13 protein-coding genes and 1 rRNA gene are annotated in these 25,139 nt (G+C 73.6%); 6 read left to right on the forward strand and 8 right to left on the reverse strand.

All coding sequences use genetic code 11. The annotated features are described in order from the left end of the window. Positions 1–3 precede the first annotated feature (3 nt). From POF43_RS05145 to POF43_RS05165, 5 genes are all read right to left on the reverse strand, one after another. Positions 4–939, reverse strand: coding sequence for a NaeI family type II restriction endonuclease (locus tag POF43_RS05145; protein WP_271324213.1), 936 nt, complete (start codon positions 937–939; stop codon positions 4–6). Between the two features lie 100 nt (positions 940–1,039). Beyond that, on the reverse strand, positions 1,040–2,590 hold the full coding sequence (locus tag POF43_RS05150) for a PrsW family intramembrane metalloprotease (RefSeq protein WP_282704427.1): 1,551 nt from the start codon (positions 2,588–2,590) through the stop codon (positions 1,040–1,042). A 540-nt stretch (positions 2,591–3,130) separates the two neighbouring features. Continuing rightward, on the reverse strand, positions 3,131–3,919 hold the full coding sequence (trmB, locus tag POF43_RS05155; RefSeq protein WP_271318854.1) for a tRNA (guanosine(46)-N7)-methyltransferase TrmB: 789 nt from the start codon (positions 3,917–3,919) through the stop codon (positions 3,131–3,133). 69 nt (positions 3,920–3,988) lie between these two features. Beyond that, a complete protein-coding gene (gene lhgD, locus POF43_RS05160) occupies positions 3,989–5,206 on the reverse strand; it encodes an L-2-hydroxyglutarate dehydrogenase (RefSeq protein ID WP_282704428.1) in 1,218 nt (405 codons plus the stop codon). A 120-nt stretch (positions 5,207–5,326) separates the two neighbouring features. Next, the gene (locus POF43_RS05165; RefSeq protein WP_271325439.1) at positions 5,327–6,727 is read right to left on the reverse strand and encodes an NsdA family TPR-like regulatory protein; all 1,401 of its coding nucleotides are present in this window, start codon (positions 6,725–6,727) and stop codon (positions 5,327–5,329) included. A gap of 1,091 nt (positions 6,728–7,818) precedes the next feature. On the opposite strand from POF43_RS05165, the gene POF43_RS05170 reads away from it, so the two are divergent. Further along, entirely contained in the window at positions 7,819–9,927 is a 2,109-nt protein-coding gene (locus POF43_RS05170; RefSeq protein WP_282704429.1) for an asparagine synthase-related protein, read from the forward strand. A gap of 252 nt (positions 9,928–10,179) precedes the next feature. After that, positions 10,180–13,857 carry an AfsR/SARP family transcriptional regulator gene (locus POF43_RS05175; RefSeq protein ID WP_282704430.1) on the forward strand — a complete coding sequence of 1,226 codons (3,678 nt, stop codon included), beginning with the start codon at positions 10,180–10,182 and terminating at the stop codon, positions 13,855–13,857. Here the strand turns inward: POF43_RS05175 and POF43_RS05180 are convergent. Both POF43_RS05180 and POF43_RS05185 read right to left on the reverse strand, forming a co-directional pair. After that, the gene (locus POF43_RS05180) at positions 13,844–15,601 is read right to left on the reverse strand and encodes a sigma-70 family RNA polymerase sigma factor (RefSeq protein WP_271324313.1); all 1,758 of its coding nucleotides are present in this window, start codon (positions 15,599–15,601) and stop codon (positions 13,844–13,846) included. The genes POF43_RS05175 and POF43_RS05180 overlap by 14 nt on opposite strands. A 1,193-nt stretch (positions 15,602–16,794) precedes the next feature. Further along, a complete protein-coding gene (locus POF43_RS05185) occupies positions 16,795–17,571 on the reverse strand; it encodes a TetR/AcrR family transcriptional regulator (RefSeq protein WP_271318054.1) in 777 nt (258 codons plus the stop codon). 250 nt (positions 17,572–17,821) lie between these two features. Here POF43_RS05185 and POF43_RS05190 point away from each other — a divergent pair, with 250 nt between their 5' ends. After that, on the forward strand, positions 17,822–19,165 hold the full coding sequence (locus POF43_RS05190; protein WP_271324312.1) for an NAD(P)/FAD-dependent oxidoreductase: 1,344 nt from the start codon (positions 17,822–17,824) through the stop codon (positions 19,163–19,165). Positions 19,166–19,559: 394 nt separating this feature from the next. Further along, positions 19,560–21,242 (forward strand): ATP-binding SpoIIE family protein phosphatase, encoded by a 1,683-nt coding sequence (locus POF43_RS05195; protein WP_271317582.1) that lies wholly within the window; start codon positions 19,560–19,562, stop codon positions 21,240–21,242. 211 nt (positions 21,243–21,453) lie between these two features. Here the strand turns inward: POF43_RS05195 and POF43_RS05200 are convergent, their stop codons facing one another. Beyond that, positions 21,454–22,722 carry an MFS transporter gene (locus tag POF43_RS05200; protein WP_271325172.1) on the reverse strand — a complete coding sequence of 423 codons (1,269 nt, stop codon included), beginning with the start codon at positions 22,720–22,722 and terminating at the stop codon, positions 21,454–21,456. Between the two features lie 125 nt (positions 22,723–22,847). Here POF43_RS05200 and POF43_RS05205 point away from each other — a divergent pair, with 125 nt between their 5' ends. Together POF43_RS05205 and POF43_RS05210 are read left to right on the forward strand one after the other, a co-directional pair. Next, positions 22,848–23,378, forward strand: coding sequence for a MarR family winged helix-turn-helix transcriptional regulator (locus POF43_RS05205; protein ID WP_271317583.1), 531 nt, complete (start codon positions 22,848–22,850; stop codon positions 23,376–23,378). A 530-nt stretch (positions 23,379–23,908) separates the two neighbouring features. Continuing rightward, positions 23,909–25,139, forward strand: a 16S ribosomal RNA gene (locus POF43_RS05210); the annotation flags it as partial.

Consider the following 25,139-nt stretch of genomic DNA (forward strand, 5'->3'; position numbering starts at 1 on the left):
GGTTCAGTACACGGTAGGCCCGGGGCGGCTTCCTTCGCTAGACATGGCGATGGCGTATGTCTTGCCGCCCACCGTCGTATGCGGTCGGGGTGATCCGCTGGGTACAGGAACAACACGTGCGGCTATCCATGAGCCACTGGCCGGTACCGGAAGGCCGAGATCGCTAGCCATACCGGGGTGCTTTCCTTGATGCCCGAGGATGATGATTCCCTCAGAGCTCAGGTGCTTTCGAGCATCACGGACACGCTTCAAACCGTCGTCCTGCCGAGCCACCGTCAGGACCGTACTGCGGTGGATGAGCTGTCCCTGGACGTGGCGAAAGAGTTCGTTGGTTCGCTGCTGCCCGTTTCGGTGGCCGGTGATGAGTGCGCAGGTGTCTACGGGCAGACTTAGCAGTACGTTCACGGGGAGTTGACCCGCCTCTGTCAGCCACAAGATCGATCCCCTCCCCTGAGCGGAGAGGCTCTGTTTGCCATCCCGGTTCTTTCCGCCGTTGAGAAGGTTATGGTGTATGCGCACCAGGCCCGCCCTAAAGCGAGAGGATTTGTCATCAGCGCTCGTCAGCAAGCAGATATGGCCATGGGCTTCTCCAGGAATGGTCCAGTAGTTGCCGCTGGTGAACTTGGAATCGACCTCTTGTCCGGCGACCACGTAGTCCATGACTTTGCCGCGCTGAAGGCCGAAGGCGGAACGTATAACGATCTCCACCTTCGTGCCGAGATAGGTCTTCTCGGTCTTCTCCAGGTTCGCAATATCGAAACGCCCAGTCCGTTGGCCGTCGAGGACTTCGTCGATTGACTGGCGCAGCGCTTCTCCTATCCGCTCCTCAAAGTCGACTTGACCGTAGAACCAGTTGGCCACCTTCAGCAGATCAGCATCCCGTCTGGTGGCCTCAGTAGTACTGATATTCTTGGCGGCTGATTCGTCGAACGGCAGCAAGATATTCCCTCTCGCGAAAGGGCATCCGAGTGTGCCCGTATCTGCGTTCGGACAGTTCTAGCATCCCTGCGGACACGTCACACTGATCTGCTCATGCGTCCTAGCTAAGGCCCCTTGGGTTCTCGTCATTTGGAGGCGGTCCCCACGTCCCCTGCGGGGGCCGGCCCGAACCGGTGCCCGGGGCCGCCCACGGGTTGGCCTGGGGCGCCGCACTCCACGCCCCGCCGGCCGATCCGCCAGCCGCCGCACCCCAGGCACCGCCCGCCGACGCACCGGCCGCCGCACCGGGCGCTCCACCCCACGCCCCGCCAACAGGCGCCCCCCACGCCCCGCCCGCACCCGGCGCACCCCATCCGCCGCCCGCACCCTGCGCCCCCCACGCCCCGCCGGCCGGCGCACCCCATGGGCCCTGCCGCATCCACGGTGTCGGGGGGAAGATCGTGTACGCGGCCTGGGTGAGGACCGGTTGGGCGAGGGCCTTGCGTTGCCAGAGGTGGTGGAGGAGTTCCTGTTCGCGCTGGGTGAAGTCGGGGTCGGGGGTGCCGCGGGCGGCGCGGGCGCGGAGCAGGGCCAGGGAGGTGGCGAACGACTGGTACTCGCGGACGGCGCGGGCGTCGGCGGGGCCGCGGGCGCGGCGTACGAGGTCGCGGGCGATCCTGCGGGCCTTCATCGACGACAGCGCCAGCGGTTCCAGCGGGGACAGCCAGCCGGCCAGCGCGTAGACCGGCAGGTGGACGGCGATCAGCCGCAGTTCGTTGCCGCGCGACCAGACCGCCAGCCACGCCAGCAGCACCAGGGCCGGCAGCATCACGGCGGCGTAGACCAGCAGGAAGCCGAACGGGCCCAGGGAGGACGAGCCGTTCCACGTGCCGTGCAGCGTCATCGCCAGCAGCCAGCCGCCGACCGGGGCCAGCCAGCGGCGGGCCTGGCCGGGGCGGCTCATCGCGGAGACGCCGAAGCCCACGCCGGTCATGCTGGTGAACAGCGGATGCGCGAACGGCGACATGATCACGCGGACGAAGAACGTGGTCAGCGTCGTGCCGAGGCCGCCGGAGCCGGCCAGGTGGTCCTGGCCGAACGCCGAGCCCAGGTAGAGGATGTTCTCGGTGAACGCGAAGCCGGTGGCGGTGATGCCGGCGATCACCACACCGTCGACGATGCCCTGGAAGTGCCGCCGCCGGAACAGGAAGAGCAGCAGGACCGCGGTGCCCTTCGAGGTCTCCTCGATGAAGGGCGCCGCGAACGTCGCACCCCAGGTGTTGGTCTGCGAGGGCGTCGCGGTGAACGTCGTGGCCAGCACGTGCTGCGCGAAGCCGTTGGCCAGGATCGCCACCAGCGTCGCCGCGCAGGCGCCCCAGAAGAACGCGAAGACCAGGTTGCGCAGCGGCTGCGGCTCCACGTGGTCGATCCACAGGAACGTTCCGACCAGCAACGGCACCGGCAGCACCGCCAGCGCCAGGCCGACCAGGAAGCCCTCGGTGCCGGTCTGCTGGCGGACGATCGCCAGGATGACCAGGCCGCACAGCGCGAGGACCGCCGCCAGTGCGCCGACCCGCAGCGCCTTGTTCTCCCAGAACGCCCGGCGCGGCTTGTAGCGCCAGCGCTTCGGCAGCGCGAACTGCGGCTGCTGCTGGTAGTCCGGCACCGGCATCCCGCCGTACGCGGCCTGCGTCGGCGGCCCGAACGCGTAGGGCCCGACGGCCTGTTGCGACTGCTGCGGCCCGGTCGGCGCCCCCGGTCCGGGCTGCTGCTGCGGCCCGTCCGAGTCCGGCTGCGGCGCGTGGTGCTCCGGCCGCGGGTACGGCTGCCGGGGCTGCGCGTGCTGGTCCGGCTGCGTATACGGCTGCGGCCGCGCGGGCGGCGGCGAAGGTATCCGCCGGCCGGGTTCCCCATGCGGCGGGGGTGTTTCCCGGTGCGGTGTCCCTCCCGGGTGCCCGTACGGCGCTTGGCCCTGCGCTGGGTTCGGCCCGGGTTCGGACGGGCCCGAGGGCTCAGGCGGGGGCGGGGAGGGATACACCTGTCGAGAGTAAGGCCGGGGCCTGTGTCCGCGCGACGGCACGATGGCCGCCGGGAACGATCACCGGCCACCGTCTGCCCCGGTCGCTGCCGGCCCCGGCTGCCGTCCGCACCGGCCACCGTCTGCACCGGCCACTGCCGGCCCCGGCCCTGGCCGACCCCGTTCCCGGCGGGATCAGTCGCGGCGGAAGATCAGGTCGTGCACGACGTGGCCCTTGGCCAGCCCCTGGCGTTCGAACTTCGTCATCGGCCGGAAGTCCGGGCGCGGTGCCCAGCCGTCGGGGCTGGTGTTGGTCAACTCCGGCTCTGCGCTGAGGACTTCGAGCATCTGCTCGGCGTACGGCTCCCAGTCGGTGGCGCAGTGCAGCAACGCGCCGGGGGCGAGCCGGGAGACGGCCAGCCGGACGAACTCCGGCTGGATCATGCGTCGTTTGTGGTGCCGGGCCTTGGGCCACGGGTCGGGGAAGTAGACGCGCAGCCCGGCCAGCGAACCGGGGGCCAGCATGTCGCGCAGCAGGACGACGGCGTCACCGTTGCCGACCCGGACGTTGGTCAGCCCGGCGCGTTCGGCCAGGTGCAGCAGATTGCCCTGGCCGGGGGTGTGCACGTCGACCGCGAGGATGCCGGTGTGCGGGTCGGCGGCCGCCATCTCGGCGGTCGCGGTGCCCATGCCGAAGCCGATCTCCAGCACCACCGGTATCGCCCGGTCGCCGAACAGCGCGCCCAGGTCGAGCGGGCGGCCGTCGAGGTCCAGTCCCCAGCCCGGCCACAGCCGGTTGATCGCGCCGCCCTGCGCGTCGGTGACCCGGCCCCGGCGCGGGTGGAACGTGCGGATGCGGCGCTCACCGTGCGCGTCCGGGTACGGGTGCGCGGCCGGCCCGTCCGGGAACATGGCCCGGCGTCCGGCGGGCGCGGCCCCGGTCTGCGGCGACCCGGTGACGCTCTGCTGCGGTGAGGAGGACATGGCATCCCATCCTACGGTCACCCCGGCCGACCTCAGCGTTCCGCGCCCCCGCACCCGCCCCGGCGCCGCTCACCCCTCCAGCGCCCCCAGGACCCTGCTGGCGATCTCGCGGCCGATGGGCAGGGAGGCGGTGGCGGCGGGGGAGGGGGCGTTGAGGACGTGGACGACTCGTCCGGTGCCGGACAGGACGAAGTCGTCGGCGAGGGTGCCGTCGCGCAGGACCGCCTGGGCGCGGACGCCGGCCGGTGCGGGTATCAGGTCGTCGGCGCGGACGTCGGGCAGCAGGCGGCGTACGGCACGGGTGAACGCGGCGCGCGACAGCGACCGGTGGACCTCGGCGGCCTCGTACCGCCAGTGCCGGCGCACGATGCGCCAGGTGCCGGGGAACGCGGCGGTGCCGGCCACGTCGCGCAGCCGGACCGTGCGGCGCCGGTACCCCTCGCGGGCGAGCGCCGGCACCGCGTTCGGTCCGACGTGGACGCCGCCGTGGATGCCGCGGGTCAGGTGGACGCCGAGGAACGGGAACGCCGGGTCGGGCACCGGGTAGACCAGGCCGCGCACCAGGTCGGCCCGGGCCGGCGCCAGCTCGAAGTACTCGCCGCGGAACGGCACGATCCGCAGGCCGGGGTCGTCGCCGGCCAGCCGGGAGATCCGGTCGCAGTGCAGTCCGGCGCAGTTGACCAGCGCCTTCGCCGTTGTCTCGGTGCCGCCGTCCGGGCCGGCCGCGCCGACCGTGACGCCGCCGGGGTGCCGGGTGATGGAGCGGACCTCGCAGCCGTACCGGATCTCGGCGCCGGCGTCGGCGGCCAGCCGGGCGAGGGTGGCGGTGACGGCGGCGTAGTCGCAGATGCCGGTGGTGCCGACGTGGATGGCGGCGATCCCGCGTACGTGCGGCTCGTACTCGGCGATCCGGGCGGGCAGCAGCTCGCGCACCGGGATGCCGTTCTTGCGGCCGCGCTGGACCAGCGCGTGCAGCCGCGGCAGCTCGGCGCGCTCGGTGGCGACGATGAGCTTGCCGGTGACCTCGTGCGGCAGGTCGTGGGCGGCGCAGAACTTCACCATCTCGGCGGCGCCCCCGACCGCGTACCGGGCCTTGAGCGTGCCGGGGCGGTAGTAGATCCCGCTGTGGATGACCCCGCTGTTGCGCCCGGTCTGGTGGCGGGCCGGGCCGTCCTCCTTCTCCAGGACGGTGACGCGGGTGCCGGGCGCGGCGCGGGTGATGGCGTACGCGGTGGACATCCCGACGATGCCGCCGCCGATCACGACGACGTCATTGGTCCTGGCCATGCGTGCCACCTCCCGGGGCCGGTCATGGGGCCTGCGGTGCCTTGCCTCCCCATCATGGACTGACCCACTGACAGCCGCCCCAAACCGGTCCGGCGCCGGGTGGCCGGGGGCGGCGTGCCGTTACGCGGGGGCGGCCAGCAGCGGCCTGGCGCGTTCGCGCAGCTCGACCACCCGCGGCTCGTCGCCGTAGGGCTCCAGCCGGTGCAGCAGGTCGCGGACGTACTCGGTGGTGCGGACCGAGGAGATGCGGCCGGCCACCTCGACCGCCCGGGTGCCGGCCGCGCAGGCCGCGTCGAGGTTGCCCGACTCCAGTTCGGCGACCGCGGAGACCACCAGGCGCAGGCCGTGCGAGCGCACGTACTCGTCGGTGGGGTGCGACAGCGCGGTCTCGGTGAAGCGGCGCACCTGGCGCGGTACCCGCAGGTCGCGGTAGCACTCGGCGGCGTCGGCGGCCAGCCGGTCGTAGGAGTGGAAGCCCACCCACGCCGGGTCCTGGTCGCCGTCCCTGGACCGCTCCAGCCAGCCCTCGGCCGCCGACAGCGCGGTGGCGCAGGCCGGCGAGTCGCCCGCCTTGGCGTGCGCGCGGGCCTCGACCAGATGGAAGAAGCTCATGGTGCGCGCGGTGGCCAGTCCCCGGTTGCGTTCCAGCGCCGCCTGGGCGAGGTCGACGCCCTCGTCGTCGAAGCCGCGGTAGATCGCCTGGAGGCTCATCGACGCCAGCACGTAACCGCCGAGCGGCACGTCGGCGGCGGCCCGCGCCAGCCGCAGCGCCTGGATGTAGTACCGCTGCGCCGCCTCCTGTTGACCGGTGTCGAACGCCATCCACCCGGCCAGCCTGGTCAGTTCGGCGGTCGCCCCGAACAGCGCCCGGCCCACCTCGTCGGTGTACGTGCCCAGCAGCAGCGGTGCCGCCTCGACCCGCAGGCACTCCGGCACCATGCCCGAACGCCAGTCGCCGCCACCGTACTTGGAGTCCCAGCGCCGGGCGTCCTGGGCGGCCTCGCGCAGCTTGCCGACGTCCGCGTGGCCGACCCGGGGGGCGCCCGGGTCGCCGGTGTCGCCCACCCCGCGGGCCACCGAACCGTCGGCCGGGGTGATCAGCCAGCGCGACGCCGGGGTGGCGTAGGCGGTGACCGCGAACGAACCGGTCAGGAAGTCCCGCCGGCCGGCCAGGTCCAGCCGCCACAGCTCGGTCGCCGACCGCACCGCGTCGCCGACCTCGCGCGGGAAGGCCAGTCCCACCTCGGGGGCCGGATCGGCGTCGGCGAGCCCGATCTCGTGCAACGGGACCGGGCGGCCGACCTTCCCGGCGATGGCGGCGGCGATCAGGTGCGGCGCGGCGCCCTGCGGCACCATGCCCTTCGCCACCCAGCGGGCCACCGATGTCTTGTCGTAACGGAGCGTCAACCCCCTCTGCGCGCCTAAGTCGTTGACCCGGCGGGCCAGTCCCGCGTTGCTGATGCCGGCCAGGGCGAGCAGGGTGCCCAGTTTCTCGTTCGGCCCGCGGTGTTCCCTCGTCATGCGCACTCCTCGTCGCGCTCGCCGCCCGGCAGCGCGGGCCGCCGTCCGCTGTCTTCCGTCGCAGGGCCGGTGCCGGGCCCGGTGGTGGTCAGCCTGGAGCGCCGGGTCCTCGGGTGGAACCCAGCGTAGTTCGCCGAATCCCGACCGTTAAGGGGTCGATTGCCGGTTGGCGCGTTTCCGGCACCGCTGCGCGTTATGTGCTCCCGGTTCGTGTGGTCGTGCGCCCGCCCGTGCGCTCTGTCGCGGGGTGGACCGGCGGGTTTGCATGGATGGGTGGACCGGCCCGCCGCCACTTCCGCGGCTTCGAATTCCAGGTGGCGGGCCCGTGGACCCCGCCGCCTCCATCCCCGCGGGTGGCGGGAACGGTCCGGGAGGCACGCGGACGCCTCCCGGGCCGATCTGCCCGGCCGGCTGCCGATCATGTGTCAACTCCCCTCTATATAAGGGAAGTTGGCCGGAAGGCGTCGGTTTGAAACCGCCGTCCGGCGCAAGCCGAGGCAAAAAAGATCGGCGACCGCCGGCAGCGGCCGTCCGGCACGGTACGGGCCCCGGCGGGCCGCCCGTCGCGGGCCCGGGAGGGGAGCCCGTGAAGGACGGCCGACACCCGGACGCGCACCCGCTCGCGCGGGCCGCCGACGCGACCGCGCTCCGGTGGTCAACCACCGTGCGCCGCGCCCCTGGTGACGCTCCGTCCCCGCCAGCCGACATACGGCAGACCGCATGTGCCGCACGTCACCGGGCAGCCGGCGGACGCGCCTCGCATCCGGCACCCCGCACCCCGCCCCCGCATCCGGCGCCCCGCAACCCCGCGCTCGGCTCCCGGTGTCCCGCAGCGGCGCACGCCACCCGCCCCCGGTGACCGCCACCCCGCGGTCCGCGAACGGCCCACGCCCCCGCCGTCCGGCCCACCGCAGGTCAGCGCGGTCATAGCGGCCAAATCGCCCACAAGGTGACCGGCCTCACCAACAACGACGCTTCACCACGCCCCCGTACGCCCCTTCATGCCCCGCTCCGTGGCAGCATGTTCCCCCCATGGAGCGGCGGTTCGCGGTGCCGCCCGACCCCGTTGCCCACAACCGGTGGAGGCCGCGATGCGTTGGTTGGTGGGATGGAGCAGTCCGGCGGCGCGCATTTCCGGCATGGCCGGGCGGGCCGTACTCCCGCTCGCCGCACAGCCGTTGTGGCAGGGCACCGATCCGCTGTGGGCGGTCGGCGCCTGGCGGCCCGACGAGATCCGGTTGGTCGAGGCCGACTCCGGACGCTCGCGGCACCCCGGCAACGACCCCAACTCCCGCTTCGGCCAAGCACGTTCCTCCTCGCGCACCGCCAGTACCCCGACCCGGCTCGCGGTCCTCGGCGCCTGCCGCGCCACCGACGACGAACTGCGCATAGGGCTGTACGCGGGACGCGGCGGCGCGCTGCGGCACCTGAGCATGTGGCCCGGCAGCTACACCGCCGTCCTCCAGATCGGGCACCGCATCACCGTGGTCGGCGACCTGGCCGGCGCCCGGCCGGTCTTCCACACCCGGTGGGCCGGCGGCACCGCCTACGCCACCGCCGCCCTGCCGCTCGCCGACCTCGTCGAGGCCGGCCTCGACGTCACCCACCTCGCCGCCCGGCTGGCCTGCCCCGACTCCCCCGAGGCACTCGGCGACGGCACCCCCTACCAGGACGTACGCCGGCTGCCGCCCGGCCACGCGCTCGTCCTGCGCGAGGGCGCGGCCGACATCACCGGCTACGAACCCCGGGCCTCGCTGGCCGTCGGCGGCACCCGCACCCCGGTCGACCCCGGGCAGGCGGTCACCGGGGTCCGCGACGCGCTGGTGGAGGCGGTACGCGCCCGGCTCGACGGGCCCCGGCACGTCCCCGACCCCGACGACCCGCCCGCCGCCGGGGTCGGCGCCGACCTGTCGGGCGGCAGCGCCTCCGCCACCCTCGCCCTGCTGGCCGCCGGCCTGCCCGGCATGCCCGGCACCCCGCTGGGCCACGGCACCGAGGCCGGCCAGCGGCTGGTCGCCGTCACCTTCAACGACCTCGCCACCGGCGGTGAGCCCGCCCGCGACGCCGAACTCGACCGGGCCCGCCGGATGGCCGCCGACCCCCGGCTGCGGCACGTCGTCGTGCCCGGCGGCGCCGGGACGCTGCCCTACGCCGACCTGCTCGACGGCGGCCCGCTCACCGACGAGCCCGCCGCGATCCTGGTCTCCGCCGAACGCCACCGCAGACGCCTGGCCGCCGGCGGCGCCGACCACCTCGTCGGCCTCGGCGCCCGCCACGTCCTCGACGCCCACCCCGCCCGCCTCGCCGACCTGCTGCTCGACCGCAACCGCCGCCACCTGTTCGGCCCGGCCACCGCACTCGCCCGCGCCGAACCGCCGTCCGCCCGGGCCGCGTTCGTCCCCCTCACCGTCTACCGGGCCGCCCGTCGGCTGGCCCGTACCCCGTACCGGCAGGGGGTCGAGGACGCCGCCTCCCGCCTGCTGGCCGGCCGCTTCGACGACACCGGCGCCGGCGGCCTCGCCGCGTCACTCGCCGCCCTGACCTGGGTACGCCCCGGCCCCGCCGCCCGCTGGCTCACCGGTGAGGCCCTCGCCGAGGTCTCCCTGCGCCTCCAGGACGCCGCCGCCCGCCCCGGCGGCGCCGTCCGCCCCGGCGAACGCCGCGCCCGCGCCGCGCTGGCCCGCGCCGCCGCCGACGCCCGCGTCTTCGAGCAGGCCGTCGAGGTCCGCGGCCAGCGCCTGCACCTGCCGTACCTCGACAACCAGGTGGTCCGCGCCTGCCAGGCGCTCCCCGAGACGCTGCGCGTGCGTCCCGGCGCCCGGGCGAACGTCCTGCGCCAGGTCCTCGCCGCCTCCGGCGTCCGCGACCTGCCGCCCGGCTGGGGCGCGCCGTCCGCCTCCGCCACCGCCGCCGCCCTACGCACCGGCCTGCGCGCCGGCGCCGACGCCGTCCTCGACGTGCTGTCCGCGCCGCTCCTCGCCGACGCCGGCCTCGTCGACGCGGCGGTGCTGCGCAAGGCGGTCCGCTCCGCGGCGGCCGGCGCGCCCGTCCCGCTCGACGGCCTGAGCGACCTCATCGCCACGGAGGTCTGGCTCCGCCGGCTGCTGCTGCGTAGGGGCTCATGCTGGACGGGCGCCGACGCCCCCCGCCAACGCGCCGTGGCCGCCGGCGTCCCCCGGGTCCTCCCGCTGCCCGGCTGAGCCACGGCGCGACGGTGGCCGGCCTCACCGGAAGGCGTCGCGGGCCCCCGTTGCTTGGTCCCGGCCCCGGACCCTCGAAGCGACCGGGGACCCTCGAAGCGGCCCGCAGAAGAACCCGGAGAAGGGAGACCGGCGCGGGACGGCGGAGGCCGGCTCCACCCGGTGGCGGCAGCCCGCCCACCGCCGAAGGACGATCCCCGCCTGCCGCCCCGGACGCGGCGCACCGGGCGGCACACAGGAAAGAATGGGCCCGTGCGCTACGGAATCCTGGGGACGACGGAGGTGGCCGGGCGGCCGGCCCCCGGAGGGGCACGGCTGCGGGCGCTGCTGGCCGCGCTCGCCGCCCGCCCGGGACGCCCGGTCCCGGCGGACCTGCTGGCGGAGGCCGTGTGGGGAACGGACCCGCCCGCCGACACGCCGGGCGCGCTCCAGGCGCTGGTCTCACGGCTGCGCCGGGCGATCGGGCGGCAGGAGATCACCTCCGGCCCCGCCGGCTACGTGCTGCGGGCGGACCCCGACGACGTCGACCTGTACGTCTTCGAACGCCTGGCGGCGGAAGGCGCGCAGGCCCTGGCCGCCGGTGACGCGGCCGGCGCGTCCGCGCTGCTGACCCGGGCCCTGGACCTGTGGCGGGGCCCCGCGCTGGCGGACGTGGCCGATCACGCGGCGGCGGCGACGGCGGCCGGCGCGCAGGCGGCCCGGCTGACCGCGGAGCAGCACCGGGTGGACGCCTGCCTGGCGCTGGGCCGTCCCGCCGAGGCCCTCCCGCTGGCGCAACGGCTGGTGGCGGCGCATCCGTTGAACGAACCGTTCCGTGCCCGGCACATCCGCGCGCTGCGAGCGGTCGGCCGGTCCGCCGACGCGCTGGCGGCGTACGAGGAGACCCGCGCCCTGCTGGCCGACCGGCTGGGCGCCGACCCCGGCCCCGAACTGCGTTCGCTGCACCGGGAGTTGCTGACGGGGGAGGCACCGAAGGGGGAGTTGCTGACGGGGGAGTTGCCGACGGGGAAGTCGCTGACGAGGGAGTCGCTGACGGGGGAGGAGGTGCGGGGAGCGGGCGGCGTCGGGGACGAAGGCGGAGGCGGTGCCGGAGCCGACAGCCGGGCCGACGCGGGGGGTCGGGGCGACGTCGGAGCGTCCGCCGCGGACGGAGGCCGTACCCCGTTCGGGAGCGGTCCCGCGGACGAAGGCCGCGCCGAAGCCGTCGGCCGTGCCCCAGCCGTAGGGCGTGCCCCAGCCGGAGGCCGGGCTGAAGTCGGAGCCCGGTCCGCACCCGCTTCCCCCGCAGCCCCGGCAGCCTCCGCCTCCGCCTCCGCCGAGGACAGCGGCCGCGCCCAAGCCGCAGGCCGTACCGCGGGCGGCGGCCGTACCGCAGACGGCGGCCGGGCCGATAACGCGGACCGGGCCGAGAGCGGCGGCCGGGAGGAAAAAAGCACCTCCGCGCAGGAGTCGGCCCCGCCCGGCAGGGGGAATCTTCGGTCGCGGCTGACCAGCTTCGTCGGGCGCGAAGCGGACATCTCCGCGATCCGGTCCGACGTGGAGCGTCATCGGCTGGTGACCCTGGTGGGGCCGGGCGGGGCCGGCAAGACGCGGCTGGCCGAGCGCGCGGGAGCGGCGCTGGCGGCCCGGTGGCCGGACGGGGTGTGGATCGCGGAGCTCGCCCCCGTCGACCACCCCGGCGGCGTCCCCCGGGCGGTGCTCAACGCGGTCGGCCGCAGCGACACCACCGTCTTCGCGGCGACCGCCACCCCCGCCGAACCGCTGGAACGCCTGCTGGAGCACTGCGCGCACCGGCGGATGCTGCTCGTGCTGGACAACTGCGAGCATGTGGTCGGCGCCGCGGCCGAGTTGGCGGAGGCGCTGCTCGGGCTGTGCCCGGGAGTGACCGTACTGGCCACCAGCCGCGAGCCGTTGGGGGTGCGTGGTGAGGCGCTGCGGCCGGTGGAGCCGTTGCCGCCGCGGAGCGCACGCCGGTTGTTCACGGAACGGGCGGCCGCGGTACGGCCCGGGTTCGACGCGGAGGCGGAGCCGGACGCCGTCGACGAGATCTGCCGGCGGCTGGACGGGCTGCCGCTCGCCATCGAACTGGCCGCCGCCCGGCTGCGGTTGCTCACCCCGGGGCAGATCGCCGACCGGCTCGACGACCGCTTCCGGCTGCTGACCGCCGGCAGCCGGACCGCGCTGCCGCGCCAGCAGACGCTGCGGGCGGTGTTCGACTGGAGCTGGGATCTGCTGTCGGCGGCCGAACGGGCGCTGCTGCGGCGGCTGTCGGTGTTCGCGGGCGGCTGCGTGCTGGACGCCGCGGAGGCGGTGTGCGCGGACGGCCGTGAGATCACCGAGGCCGAAGTCCTCGACCTGCTGGCCGCGTTGGTGGACAAGTCGCTGGTCGTCGCCGACGGTCTCCAGCAGCCGGGGGAGGTGCGCTACCGGTTCCTGGAGACCGTCCACGACTACGTGGCGGAGCATGCCGCCGCGCATCCGCGCGAGTTGGCCGCCGCGGGCCGCGCGCACACCGCGTACTGCCGCGACCTGGTGGAACGCGCCGAGCCGAGACTGCGCCGTGCCGATCAACTGCACTGGCTGGCAAGGCTGGAGGCCGAACGGGACAACATCGAGTCGGCGCTCGGCCGGGTGGTGGACGCCGGCGACGAGCCGGCCGCGCAGGCCATGGTGATGGGTCTGGGATGGTTCTGGTGGCTGCGCAACTACCGCGTGGAGAGCGCGATATGGATCAGCCGCGTGGTCGCGCTCGGCGAACTGCCCGACGACGAGGGCGACCCGGTGTTCTGGCCGCGGATGGACCTGCGGCTGCTGCTGTTCTTCGTCAGCTCCGACCAGGCGACGGCAGCCGAGTTGCAGACCGAGGAGGCACTCGCGCTCGCCCGGCGGATCACGGACGTCTACCGCCGTTCCGGACCGCAGAGCGCCCGCTTCCCCGGCCTGCTGTGGCCGTTCGCCGGCTTCCACCTGGACGGGACGGCGAGCCCCCGGGCGACGGTCGACGTCATGGTCGCCAACTGCCGTGCGAACGGCGGGGACTGGGAGCTGGCCTGCTCGCTGATGTTCCGCACCCACCTGGCCATCGACTCACCCGGCGGCCTCGCCCACGCCGAGGACGACTGGGCCGAGCTGACCGCGCTCAGCGAACGCAGCGGGGACCGCTGGCTGCGGGCCCAGGTGCACGCGGCACGTGCCGAACTGGGCATGGCCCGCGGCCGCAACGAGCAGGCGGCCGACGACTTCGGGACCTCGCTGCGGCTGTGCGAGGAACTGGGCGCGCGCGGTGAGATCCCGTTCCTGACCGCCCGCATCGCCGAGGTCTCGATCCGCCGGGGCGACCCGGCCACCGCCGAGGTGCTGCTGGTCCGCGCCGAACGGGAGGCCGACCACTACGGCATCTGGGACGCGCGCACCTACATCTGCTTCCTGCGCGGAACGGTCGCCCTGCACGGCGAAGACATCGCGCTGGCACGGCAGTTGTGCGCCGCCGCCCGCGCGGAGGCCGAACTCGGAACCCCGCCACCGATGTTCGCCGTGATGCTGGGCGGCCTGGAGGCCGGGGTGCTGGCCGCCGAGGGTGATCCGGTGACCGGGCTCGGGGTGGTCGCGGAGGCGTTGCGCGCCGGGCTGCGCGGTGAGTGCGCCGAGCCGCTGATCGCCTCGCTGGCCGAACGCGGCGCCCAACTGCTGCTGGACGTCGCCGAGTTCACCGCGGCTGCCACCCTGCTGGGGATCGCGGACGCCCTGCGCGGCGACCTGCCGCGTTCGGTGCCGGAGGCCGCTGCCGCCCGGCGGTCCGGGCAGGCCGCGCGAAGCGCCCTCGGCGCCGGCGCGCACCGGGCCGCCCTCGACGCCGGCGGCCGGCTCGGGCCGGAGCGGGCCGCCGTACTGCTCGACCAGGCGCGCGACCGGGCGGTCAGTCGCAACTGATGCGCGCGTCCGCCCAGTCGGCCGGCTCGACCAGCCCGGCGAGGTCGCTCACCACCACCAGCCGCATCGTGGCGTGCCCGGCCAGGTCGGCGTGCACCGGCACCGGAGCGTCGCCCGCCGTCACCGGCCCGGACGCGTACAGCAGCGTGTCGTCGCCGTAGACCAGGAACCGCAGGCTGCCGGCACCGAGCGCCAGCCGGTCCATGCCCGCGTACGCGTCGTAGGACCGGCAGTCGCGGTTGAGGTCCACCGTGACCGTCGAGGGCGCCCCGACCGTCACGCCGTTCGCGTACGTCGTCCCGCCGATGCTCAGCCCGTGCCGCTGCCAGACCCAGCTGAGCACCGACGGCCGGATCACCGGCCCGTCCGCGCCGCCGGTCGCGCCGTACGGCAGCGAGTCGACCTCGTAGACCTGCCCGGCCGGCACCGGACCGCTCACCGGCGGCCCGGGCACCGGCGGCGGACCGCTCACCGGCGCGCTCGGCACCGGCCTGGGCGCCGGCCTCGGCACCGGCGACGCCCGCGGCGTCCGCCTCACCACCGGGGGAACGCGGGCGACGGGCACCGCCCGGACCGGCGCGGCCCGCACCGACGGCGGGACGGCTGCCGGAGCGGGCCGCGCCGGCCGCGCCCGGCCCGGCGTCCTCGGCGCGCGGGGCGGCGCGTGCGGCGGCACGGCCTTACCCGGCATCGACGCCGCCTGCGACGGCCCGTGCGCGAGCGCCGCCGGCGCCGAACCCGAACCGCTCACCAGGGCGGCCGCCAGCGCCACCCCGGCCCCGGCCACCACGACACCCGCCGCGATCCCGATCTTCGCCGGCAGCCCGAACCCCTCGGACGCGGCCGCGCCTCCCGCGGCACCACCCGAGGCTGCGCCGGTGCTGGCCGCGCCGGCCGCCACCGCTCCCGCGCCCGCCGCGACGCCCACCGCACCGGCGACCTTCGCCGCGTACGCCGCCGCGAACCAGCCGATCACCGAGACCGGCAGCACCGCGCCCAACGTCGCGTTGATGTCGGCGATGTCGGCCGCCGCCGCCCGGCAGCGGGCACAGCCGGCCAGGTGCTTGCGCAACTCCCGGTCGGCGCGCAGCCGCAGACCGCCGCGGGCGTGCGCGCCGAGCCGGTCGGCGAACCGCCCGCACTCCCGCGCGTCGGTCAGGGCCCGGCTGACGTGGGCCTGGAGGTACGCCTGCCGCAGGCCCTCGCGCGCCCGGTGCGCCAGTACCGCGGTCGCGTTGGGGGTCAGACCGAGCAGCGGCGCGATCTGGCCGGGCGACTCCTGCTCGACGGCCGTGTGCCACAGCACCGCCTGCCAGCGCTCCGGCAGCGTGCGGAACGCCCGCACCACCAGCGACCGGTCCGCCTCACGCATCGCGCGCACGTCCGCGCCGGCCGTCGTGGCCCCGCCCGTCGTGCCGCCCATCGCCGCGCCCGCCGCCGAGACCGCGAACACCGCGAAGTCCTCGACCAGCCGCTCACGCCTGGCGGTGCCGGCCCAGTCGGCGGCCACCCGCCGCACCGTCGTCAGCAGATACGCCCGCACCGCGGACTCCGGCCCCCGGCCGCCCCGCACCGCCTGCAACGTACGGGCGAAGACCTCGCCGGTCAGGTCCTCCGCGGTGTGCGGGTCGCGGCAGCAGGTCCGCGCGTACCGCCGCACCGCCGGTGCGTGCCTGCGGTACAGCTCCCCGAAGGCGTCCTCGTCGCCCCCGCGCACCCGGGCCACCAACTCGGTGTCCGGCAACGGTGATCCGGCGTCCGACGACGGTGATCCGGCGTCGGGCAACGGTGATCCGGCGTCCGGCGACGAGGGCTCGGTGTCCGGCGACGATGAGCCGGCTTCGGGCGACGGTGATCCGGCGTCCGGTGACGGTGATCCGGCGTCCGGTGACGGTGACTCGGTGTCCGGCGACGGTGATCCGGCGCCGCCCGGTCCGGGGGCCCGCGCCGGTCCGATCCCGGGGCCCGGCCGCGGGTGCTCGCGCTGCGCCGGTACCTGCCGCGCCGCCGGCTCCCCGCCAGCGGGACGGCCGGACCGCTCCGGCCGCGCGACCTGCGGCGCGTTGTCCATCCGCCGGTGCGTGCCGGGGCGCCGCACAGGTAACTCCGGCCGGGTCTCCCCGCCCGCCCGGGCCTGCCCCGCCGCGCCCTGCCCCGACATCCGGTCCCGGTCACCACGACCGCCCGGACCCGCGGCCTCCCCGGTCCCGCCCGTACCGCCCTGTCCGTCAACCGCCATCGCGGGAGCCCTTGTACACACCGATGCTGCTAGCCACCGGCAAAGGGTGGCACGCCCCGGTGATCCACCACCCCGACAAGCGATTGAGTCACTCTTCCGGGGGCAATTTCGATACTCCACGCACGAGTTCACCCGTACGGGGAAGACGGATTCCCCGGCTCTCGACGGCTGCCCCGGGCCCACGTCGGCTTCTTCGGCATACGTCGGCTTCTTCGGCGTCCTGGACCGGCTTCCCCGCCTTCACCGGATTCCGCGGCGTACGTCGGCTTCCTGGGCCCGCGTCGGATTCCTCGGTATACGTCGGCATCCGCCTCACCGCCCGGCACCCCGCAGGGGAACGGCAGCGTTCACCGCGAGAAACGGCACCCTGCTCCGCACGAATACCCGCTGTTCCGCCGAAATCCGTACGTGTACCGCATGAAAGCGGCCGGGCGGCCCACCGCACGTATGGCGGGGCCGCCCGGCCCGATCGTCGTACCCGTTCTACGCCGGCACCCGCGCCCGCCGAGGCGCGCGGACCCACGTATGGATGCGCACCCGCGTACGGCCCCGGACCCACGTGCGGATGCGGACCGCGTACGGACCCGCGCCAGGACCGACGTACGGACCGACGTACGGACCGCCGGGTGCCGACCCATGCCCGCAGGCCGGCCCACGCCCGCAGGCACAGGCGCGGGCGGCGTCCCGCAGGGAGCGGCTCACGCCCGGGGGCGCAGGCCCTCCAGCAGGATCTCCAGCAACCGTGCCGACGCGGCCGCCTGCTGGGCGGGGTCCGGCAGGGCCGGCGCCGCGGTGGCGATCACCAGCAGCACGTCGGCCACCGAGACGTCCGCCCGCAGTTCACCCGCCTCGCGGGCCCGCTCGACCAACTGCCCGACCACCGACAGCAGCGTGGCCACCCCGGAGCCCTCAGCGGCCCCCTGGGCCACGTTGAGCTGGGGCGCGGGCTCCCGCTGCTGCGGAACCCGCAGCTCGCCGCGGTCGGCCTCCGGGCGCACCCGCAGCACCTGCGGCGGCAGCAGCCGCCCGGCGCCGGAGGCCACCGATGTGCGCAGGAAGCGCGACAGCGCCGCCCAGGGGTCCTCCTCCTGCCCGAGCGCGGCCCGCGCCTGCTCGGTCAGCCGCGCGGTCTCCTCCTCGGCGATCCGCCGCACCAGCACGTCCTTGCTGGGAAAACGCCGGTACACCGTGCCGACGCCGACCCGGGCCCGGCGCGCGACGTCCTCCATCGGCGCGCCGTACCCCAGCTCGCCGAAGACCTCACGGGCCGCCCGCAGGACGTGTTCCAGGTTGCGCTGGGCGTCGACCCGCAACGGGGTCACCCGCCCCTCGGGCAGCGGCACCACGACCCGCTGCCCGCCGCGCGCCGCGGCCCCGAGCGTGCCGGACGCGGCCGCGCGTCCCGCGGACACGTCACCGTCCGGGACGCCTTCGCCCCGGACCGGCGTCGCCCACTGTGCGTTCTGGGTATGCATATGTCTGTCCCCCGGCTGTGTCATGTCTCCCCCCGGAGACTCCCCACCCCACATGACCACCGGCCACGCTCCACGCGCACCGGCGACGTATAGCGTTACGAACATAGATGACCCCCGGTCACAAATGAAGGGGGCGTTCCGCCTGAGGCGACCCGATCGGGTAACGCGAGCGGCGCCCGGCTGACGACTTCCGCGCCCGGCGCCGCCTTACCTGTGGACAAACGTGAGGCTGCCGGTGCGTCATGGGAGGGTGAAGGAGACTGTGCGGATTCTGGTGGTCGGTGGCGGATACGTCGGCATGTACACAGCCCTGCGCCTGCAACGCAGACTCCGGGCGGGCGAGGCGGAGGTGACCGTCCTGACGCCCGACCCGTACATGACGTACCAGCCGTTCCTGGCCGAGGCCGCGGCCGGCTCGATCGCCGCCGCGCACGTCGTGGTGCCGCTGCGCAGCCTGCTGGACCGCTGCACGGTGATCGTCGGCGAGGCACACCGCGTCGACCACGCCCGGCGCACGGTCACCGCATCCACCCTGGCCACCCGGTACGGCGGCGGCGGTGACATCGAGCTGCCGTACGACGAACTCGTCCTGGTGCCCGGCTCCGTCTCCCGCACCCTGCCGGTGCCGGGGCTGGCCGAGGCGGGCATCGGGTTCAAGACGATGGAGGAGGCCATCGGACTGCGCAACCACGTCCTGCACCAGCTCGACATTGCCTCCACCACCCGGGACGTGGAGACCCGCGAGGCGGCCCTGACGTTCCTGTTCGTCGGCGGCGGCTTCGCCGGCGTCAACGCGCTGGCCGAGCTGGAGGACATGGCCCGCTACGCCACGCGGTACGTCCACAACATCACCGCCGACGACATGCGCTGGATCCTGGTCGAGGCGGCCGACCGCATCCTGCCCGAGGTCGGCGCCACCATGAGCGAGTACGTCGTGCGCGAACTGCGCGGCCGCAACATCGACGTCCGCCTCGGCACCCGGCTGGACAGCTGCGAGAAGCAGACCGCGGTCCTCGACGACGGCACCGTGCTGCCCACCCGCACCGTCGTGTGGACCGCCGGCGTCAAACCGCACCCGCTGCTGGCCGGCACCGATCTGCCGCTCACCGGCGCCGGCCGCCTCAAGGTCACCGCCACCCTCCAGGTCGACGGCACCGAGCACGCCTGGTCGGCCGGCGACGCGGCCGCCGTCCCCGACCTCGCCGCCGACCCCGACGGCGCCACCGCCTGCGCCCCCAACGCCCAGCACGCCGTGCGCCAGGCCAAGCTGCTGGCCGACAACCTCGTCGCCGGCCTGCGCGGCGCCCCGCAGGCGCAGTACCGGCACGCGTACGTCGGCTCGGTGGCCTCCCTGGGACTGCACAAGGGCGTCGCCCACCTCTACGGCCGCAAGCTCAAGGGCTACCCGGCGTGGCTGATGCACCGCGCCTTCCACCTCAGCCGGGTCCCGACGTTCAACCGCAAGGCGCGCGTCGTCGCCGACTGGACCCTCGCCGCGCTGGTCAAACGGGAGGTGGCCGCCCTCGGCTCGCTGGAGAACCCCCGCGCCGCGTTCGAGTCCGCCGCCCGCGGCGACCACCCGCCGCAGGAGTGACACGGCCCGGTACCCCGCGCGACGTGACGTACCGGCCGACCGGAGCGGCCCGCCGTCGCACCCCGCACGACGCCCCGCCCGCCCCCGGCACGCCCCCGGTACGCCCGCGCGCGCCGGGCGTGAAGGCCTCGCGCGAGCCCGGCGCGGGGCTGGGCGCGGCCTCCTGTCGCCAACTACGCTCCCACGAAGGAGTGGTGATACCCCCCTCGGGCAAGGCATACATCCGTACAACCGCATACATTCTGCGTAACCGGTCGTCCCACCGGCCTCCACCGGCCACCCGGCCACGCGGGAGCACCACCGAACAGCCACACCCCCGCCACACCCGGCGAACCCGCGACACCCCACCCACGCCGGCCACCCCGGTACGACACAGTACGAGGCAACCGATTCAGTGAATCTGACGCGCTGGAGCGCCCGGCTCCCCGGAACACCGCGCCGCGGCACGGCCAAGACCGCCACGGCCCCCGGAGCCGTCCCTGCCGCCCGGGGCGCCGAACCGGCCGGTGCCGACCCGCCCGAACCGCACGAGGAGCCGCACGACGCCCTCCAGGCCCTTGAACAGCTCTCCGTGCCCGAACTGCTCGCCCAGGTCCCGGCCCTCATCGCCGTCACCTACGGCCGGCAGCACCGCACCGGCTACGTCAACGACGCCTACCGGGACGTCTTCGGCTCCCACGCCACCGGCGAACCCGCCCGCCAGGCGCTGCCCGAACTCGCCTCCCTCGGCCTGCTCCCCCTGATGGACCAGGTCTTCCGCAGCGGCCGCCCGCGCACCGTCAAGGCCCGCAAGGTCACCTGGGCCACCCCCGACAGCGGCCCGCAGCACACCGCCCGGCACGGCTACTTCACGTTCACCTGCGCCCCGCTGCGCAACACCGCCGACGGCGGCGTGGTCGTCTTCGCCGCCGACGTCACCGACCAGGTCCGCAGCGCCGAACGGCTGCGCGCCAGCGAACGCCTCCAGCGCGAGGCCGCCGTCACCCTCCAGCGCAGCCTGCTGCCCCAGGAACTGGAGCAGCCCGACGACCTGAGGGTCGCCGCCACCTACCAGCCCGGCGGCACCGACGCGGCCGTCGGCGGCGACTGGTACGACGTCATCACCCTCGGCGCCGGCCGCACCGCCCTGGTCATCGGCGACGTCATGGGCCGCGGTGTGCTCGCCGCCGCCGTCATGGGCCAGCTGCGTACCGCGGTACGCGCCTACGCCCGCCTCGACCTGCCCCCGCACGAGGTCATCCAGCTGCTCGACGGCCTCGCCGCCGAGATCGACGGCATGCAGATCGCCACCTGCGTCTACGCCGTCCACGACCCCAGCGAGGGCAAACTCCTCTACGCGTCCGCCGGACACCTCCCGATCGTCGTACGCCACCCGGACGGCAGCGTCGAACGCGCCGACGGCCCCATCGGCCCGCCGCTCGGCACCGGCGGCTGGCTGCACGCCTCCGGCTCCGTACCGCTGGAACCCGGCTGCACCGCCGTGCTGTACACCGACGGCCTGGTGGAGCGCCGGGACGCCGACATCGACGACGGCATCGCCGCCCTGGAGGCCGCGCTGTCCGGCGCCACCGGCTCCCCGCAGGTGGTCTGCGACCGGCTGCTGCGCGCCCTCGGCATCAGCTACGACCACGACGACGACGTCGCCGTCCTCGTCCTGCAGCACCCCGAACGCGCCGACGGCCAGGAGGAGCTGTTCCGCAACGCCTCCCTCGACCTGCTCGGCGGCATCGAGGCCGCCCCGCGCGCCCGCGCCTTCGCCACCGGCGTGCTGGCCTCCTGGCGCTTCCCCGTCGAACTGCGCGACCTCGGCGTCCTCGCCGTCAGCGAACTGGTCGCCAACTCCCTCCAGCACGGCACCCCGCCGATGCGGCTGCGGATGCGCCGCACCGACCGCCGCCTCATCGTCGAGGTCACCGACGGCGACGACCACCTGCCGCGCCGCCGCCGCGCCGAACCCGTCGACGAGGCCGGCCGCGGCATCGCCATCATCGCCACGATCGCCTCCTCGTGGGGATCACGCCGCACCCACGGCGGCGGCAAGACGGTCTGGTGCGAGTTCGTCCTCCCCCAGGGCTGACCGAACGCGGCCACCGCCCGGCAGGCTCTGGTACGTGTACGTGCGGTTGGCGGGGACCGGCAGCGTACGTACGCATGAGCAGGAATCGGTGCCAGTACGTGCGGATCATCGGGAAACGGTGCGCATACGTACGGATGACGGAAACCGGTGCCATACGTACGGAGAACGGGGGCCGGTACGCCGGCCCCCGTTCATCGCACCGCGTCAGGCGTCACACCGACGCCAGCTCCTGCGCCGGCACCGCGGGCCGCCGTACCGCCGGCAGGTCCTCGGCCGTGCCGAGCCCGCGGCCCATCCGCAGCGCCAGTACCGTGACGCCCAGCGAGATGACGACCAGCGCCGGGATGTAGATCCCGTACAGCCCGGCCGCCGCCATCGCACCGCCGGCCGCCGGACCGACGGCCAGCGCCAGCTGCTTCACCAGCGCGAACGCCGCGTTGTACTGCCCGACCAGGCCGCTGGGGGCCAGGTCGGCCACGAGCGGCGAGACGGTCGGCGACAGCAGCGACTCGCCGAGGCCGAACAGCGCGTACGTGGAGATGATCGCCGCGGTCGCCCACGCCTGGTGCCCGTGAACCAGACCGGCGAGACCCGCCGCGCCCCACGCGGCCGCCCACACCAGGCCGACCATCGCGATGACCCGGCTGCGCCGCCGCCGCTCCACCGGCCGCAGCACCAGGAACTGCGCGACCACGATGACCGCGGTGTTCGCCGCCAGCGCCACGCCCAGCGTCGCCGGCGCGATGTGGGTGACCTGGGTGGCGAACGCCGGCAGACCCGACTCGAACTGCCCGTAGCACGCGAAGAACATCACCGCGCCCAGCACGCACAGCCGCACCATCGACCGGTGCGCCAGCATCGCGCGCCAGCCGCCCGCAGCGGCCTCGCCGGGAGCCGTCTCCATCCGCGGCACCCGCGGCAGCCGTACGGTCGCCACGATGGCCGCCAGCACCACGAACATCGTCGCCTCGATGACGAACAGCCGGGTGAAGGTGGCCGGCCGCGACACGTCGACGATCAGGCCGCCGATGAGCCCGCCGATGCCCAGGCCCAGGTTCTGCAGGAAGAACTGCGAGGCGAACGCCCGCGAACGGGTGGCCGGCGAGGAACACCACACGATCAGCGTGGCCAGCGCCGGCTGGATCACCGCGATCCCCGCGCCCAGCACCGCCGACGACACGACGGCCAAGGCGGCGTCCGACGACATCCCGAGCCCGAACGAGCCCACCGCCGACACCAGTGACCCCACCACGACCACCGGCAGCGGACCGCGCGAGTCGATGCTGCGACCCGTGAACGGCAACACCAGCAACGCGCTCACCGCGAACGCGGACAGCACCACGCCCGCCGTTCCCGAGCCCAGACCCCGTACCTGCGCCACGTAGACGAACAGGAACGGGACCGTGAAGCCGTTGCCGAACGCGCTCAGCGCGTTCCCCAGCTGTATCCGGCGCAGCGCGGCGCCCATGGCCGTGGTCACACTCACCTACCTCAGTCGGAGGCCGCACGGAGTACGAACCTCAAGAGTTCACGTCTAAACTTCGAAGCTAAAATATACACACTCGAAGACTTAGGAGCGAACCAATATCGTGCGATACTCGCCACATGACCTCAGGTGACGACCCGCAGGGCTTGGCCGCCGAGCTCGACCTCGATGAGCAGCTGGCCGTCTACCAGCGGGAATACCCGGAGGTGGACCCCCGGATCGAGAAGGTGGTCTCCGCCCTGTCCCGCCTCAACCGCCGGCTGGACGTGGCCTACGGCCGCCAGATCGCCGCACTCGGCATCAGCAACGCCGAGTGGGAGGTGCTGCGGGCGCTGGTGATGGTGGGCCGGCCCTACCAACTGGGTCCCGGCGAGCTGGCCAAGCGCCTCGGCCTGACGCCGGCCGCGATGACCCACCGCATCGACCGCATGGTCACCGAGGGCCTGGTGACCCGCGAACGCGACGAGTCCAACCGGGTCCGCGTCATCGTGGAGCTGACCGCCGACGGCCGGGGCCGCTGGCTGGACGCCATGCGGATGGCCTCCGGATTCGAGGCCGACCTGCTCCAGGACCTCGACTCCGAACAGCTCGGCACCCTCGGCGAGATGCTCTCCTGCGTGCTGCGCCGGGTCGATCCCGACGCGAGTTGACACCCCTGGACCCCGTCCGTAGTGTTCTCCGAGTTGTCCAGCGGTAGCACCGGTTCCGGTCGTCCCGCGGGCAACCATTCCGAAACCACACCCGACAGGCTGTCGAAGCTTTGTCGTGCGCGTTTTCGAAATGCGGGAACCCTGCGGAACCCGAAACCGCTCGATTAGACCGAGCGGCCGAAGATCCGCTAGAGTTTCACTCGTCGGAAAGGCCGCAAGGCCAGGAAGACAAAGCCCCGCCAGCGGGAATCAGGCCCGAAAGGATCTGATAAGCTGGTGGGACACCGAAGGGAAAGCCCGGAGCGGCCGGTGAAACGGTCTCGAAGGTAGCTTCCGTTCCTTGAGAACTCAACAGCGTGCTAAAAGTCAACGCCAAATATGTTGATACCCCGTCCATCGGGTCGGATTCTTCCGGTTCGTGGATGAGGTTCCTTTGAAGAAAAACACATAGCGAGGACGTTGTGCACGACCGGGATTATTCCTTCTGGTTGTGCCGCTCTCGTGGTGTTCACCGGGATGACCCGGAGACATTCACGGAGAGTTTGATCCTGGCTCAGGACGAACGCTGGCGGCGTGCTTAACACATGCAAGTCGAACGATGAAGCCCTTCGGGGTGGATTAGTGGCGAACGGGTGAGTAACACGTGGGCAATCTGCCCTGCACTCTGGGACAAGCCCTGGAAACGGGGTCTAATACCGGATATGACCTTTCCCCGCATGGGGGTTGGTGTAAAGCTCCGGCGGTGCAGGATGAGCCCGCGGCCTATCAGCTTGTTGGTGGGGTAATGGCCTACCAAGGCGACGACGGGTAGCCGGCCTGAGAGGGCGACCGGCCACACTGGGACTGAGACACGGCCCAGACTCCTACGGGAGGCAGCAGTGGGGAATATTGCACAATGGGCGAAAGCCTGATGCAGCGACGCCGCGTGAGGGATGACGGCCTTCGGGTTGTAAACCTCTTTCAGCAGGGAAGAAGCGCAAGTGACGGTACCTGCAGAAGAAGCACCGGCTAACTACGTGCCAGCAGCCGCGGTAATACGTAGGGTGCGAGCGTTGTCCGGAATTATTGGGCGTAAAGAGCTCGTAGGCGGCTTGTCGCGTCGGATGTGAAAGCCCGGGGCTTAACTCCGGGTCTGCATTCGATACGGGCAGGCTAGAGTTCGGTAGGGGAGATCGGAATTCCTGGTGTAGCGGTGAAATGCGCAGATATCAGGAGGAACACCGGTGGCGAAGGCGGATCTCTGGGCCGATACTGACGCTGAGGAGCGAAAGCGTGGGGAGCGAACAGGATTAGATACCCTGGTAGTCCACGCCGTAAACGTTGGGAACTAGGTGTGGGCGACATTCCACGTCGTCCGTGCCGCAGCTAACGCATTAAGTTCCCCGCCTGGGGAGTACGGCCGCAAGGCTAAAACTCAAAGGAATTGACGGGGGCCCGCACAAGAGGCGGAGCATGTGGCTTAATTCGACGCAACGCGAAGAACCTTACCAAGGCTTGACATCGCCGGGAAAGCTTTAGAGATAGAGCCCCTTTTAGTCCGGTGACAGGTGGTGCATGGCTGTCGTCAGCTCGTGTCGTGAGATGTTGGGTTAAGTCCCGCAACGAGCGCAACCCTTGTCCTGTGTTGCCAGCATGCCCTTCGGGGTGATGGGGACTCACGGGAGACTGCCGGGGTCAACTCGGAGGAAGGTGGGGACGACGTCAAGTCATCATGCCCCTTATGTCTTGGGCTGCACACGTGCTACAATGGCCGGTACAATG

The organism is Streptantibioticus silvisoli (genome assembly GCF_027947535.2).
Classification (GTDB): domain Bacteria; phylum Actinomycetota; class Actinomycetes; order Streptomycetales; family Streptomycetaceae; genus Streptantibioticus_C; species Streptantibioticus_C silvisoli.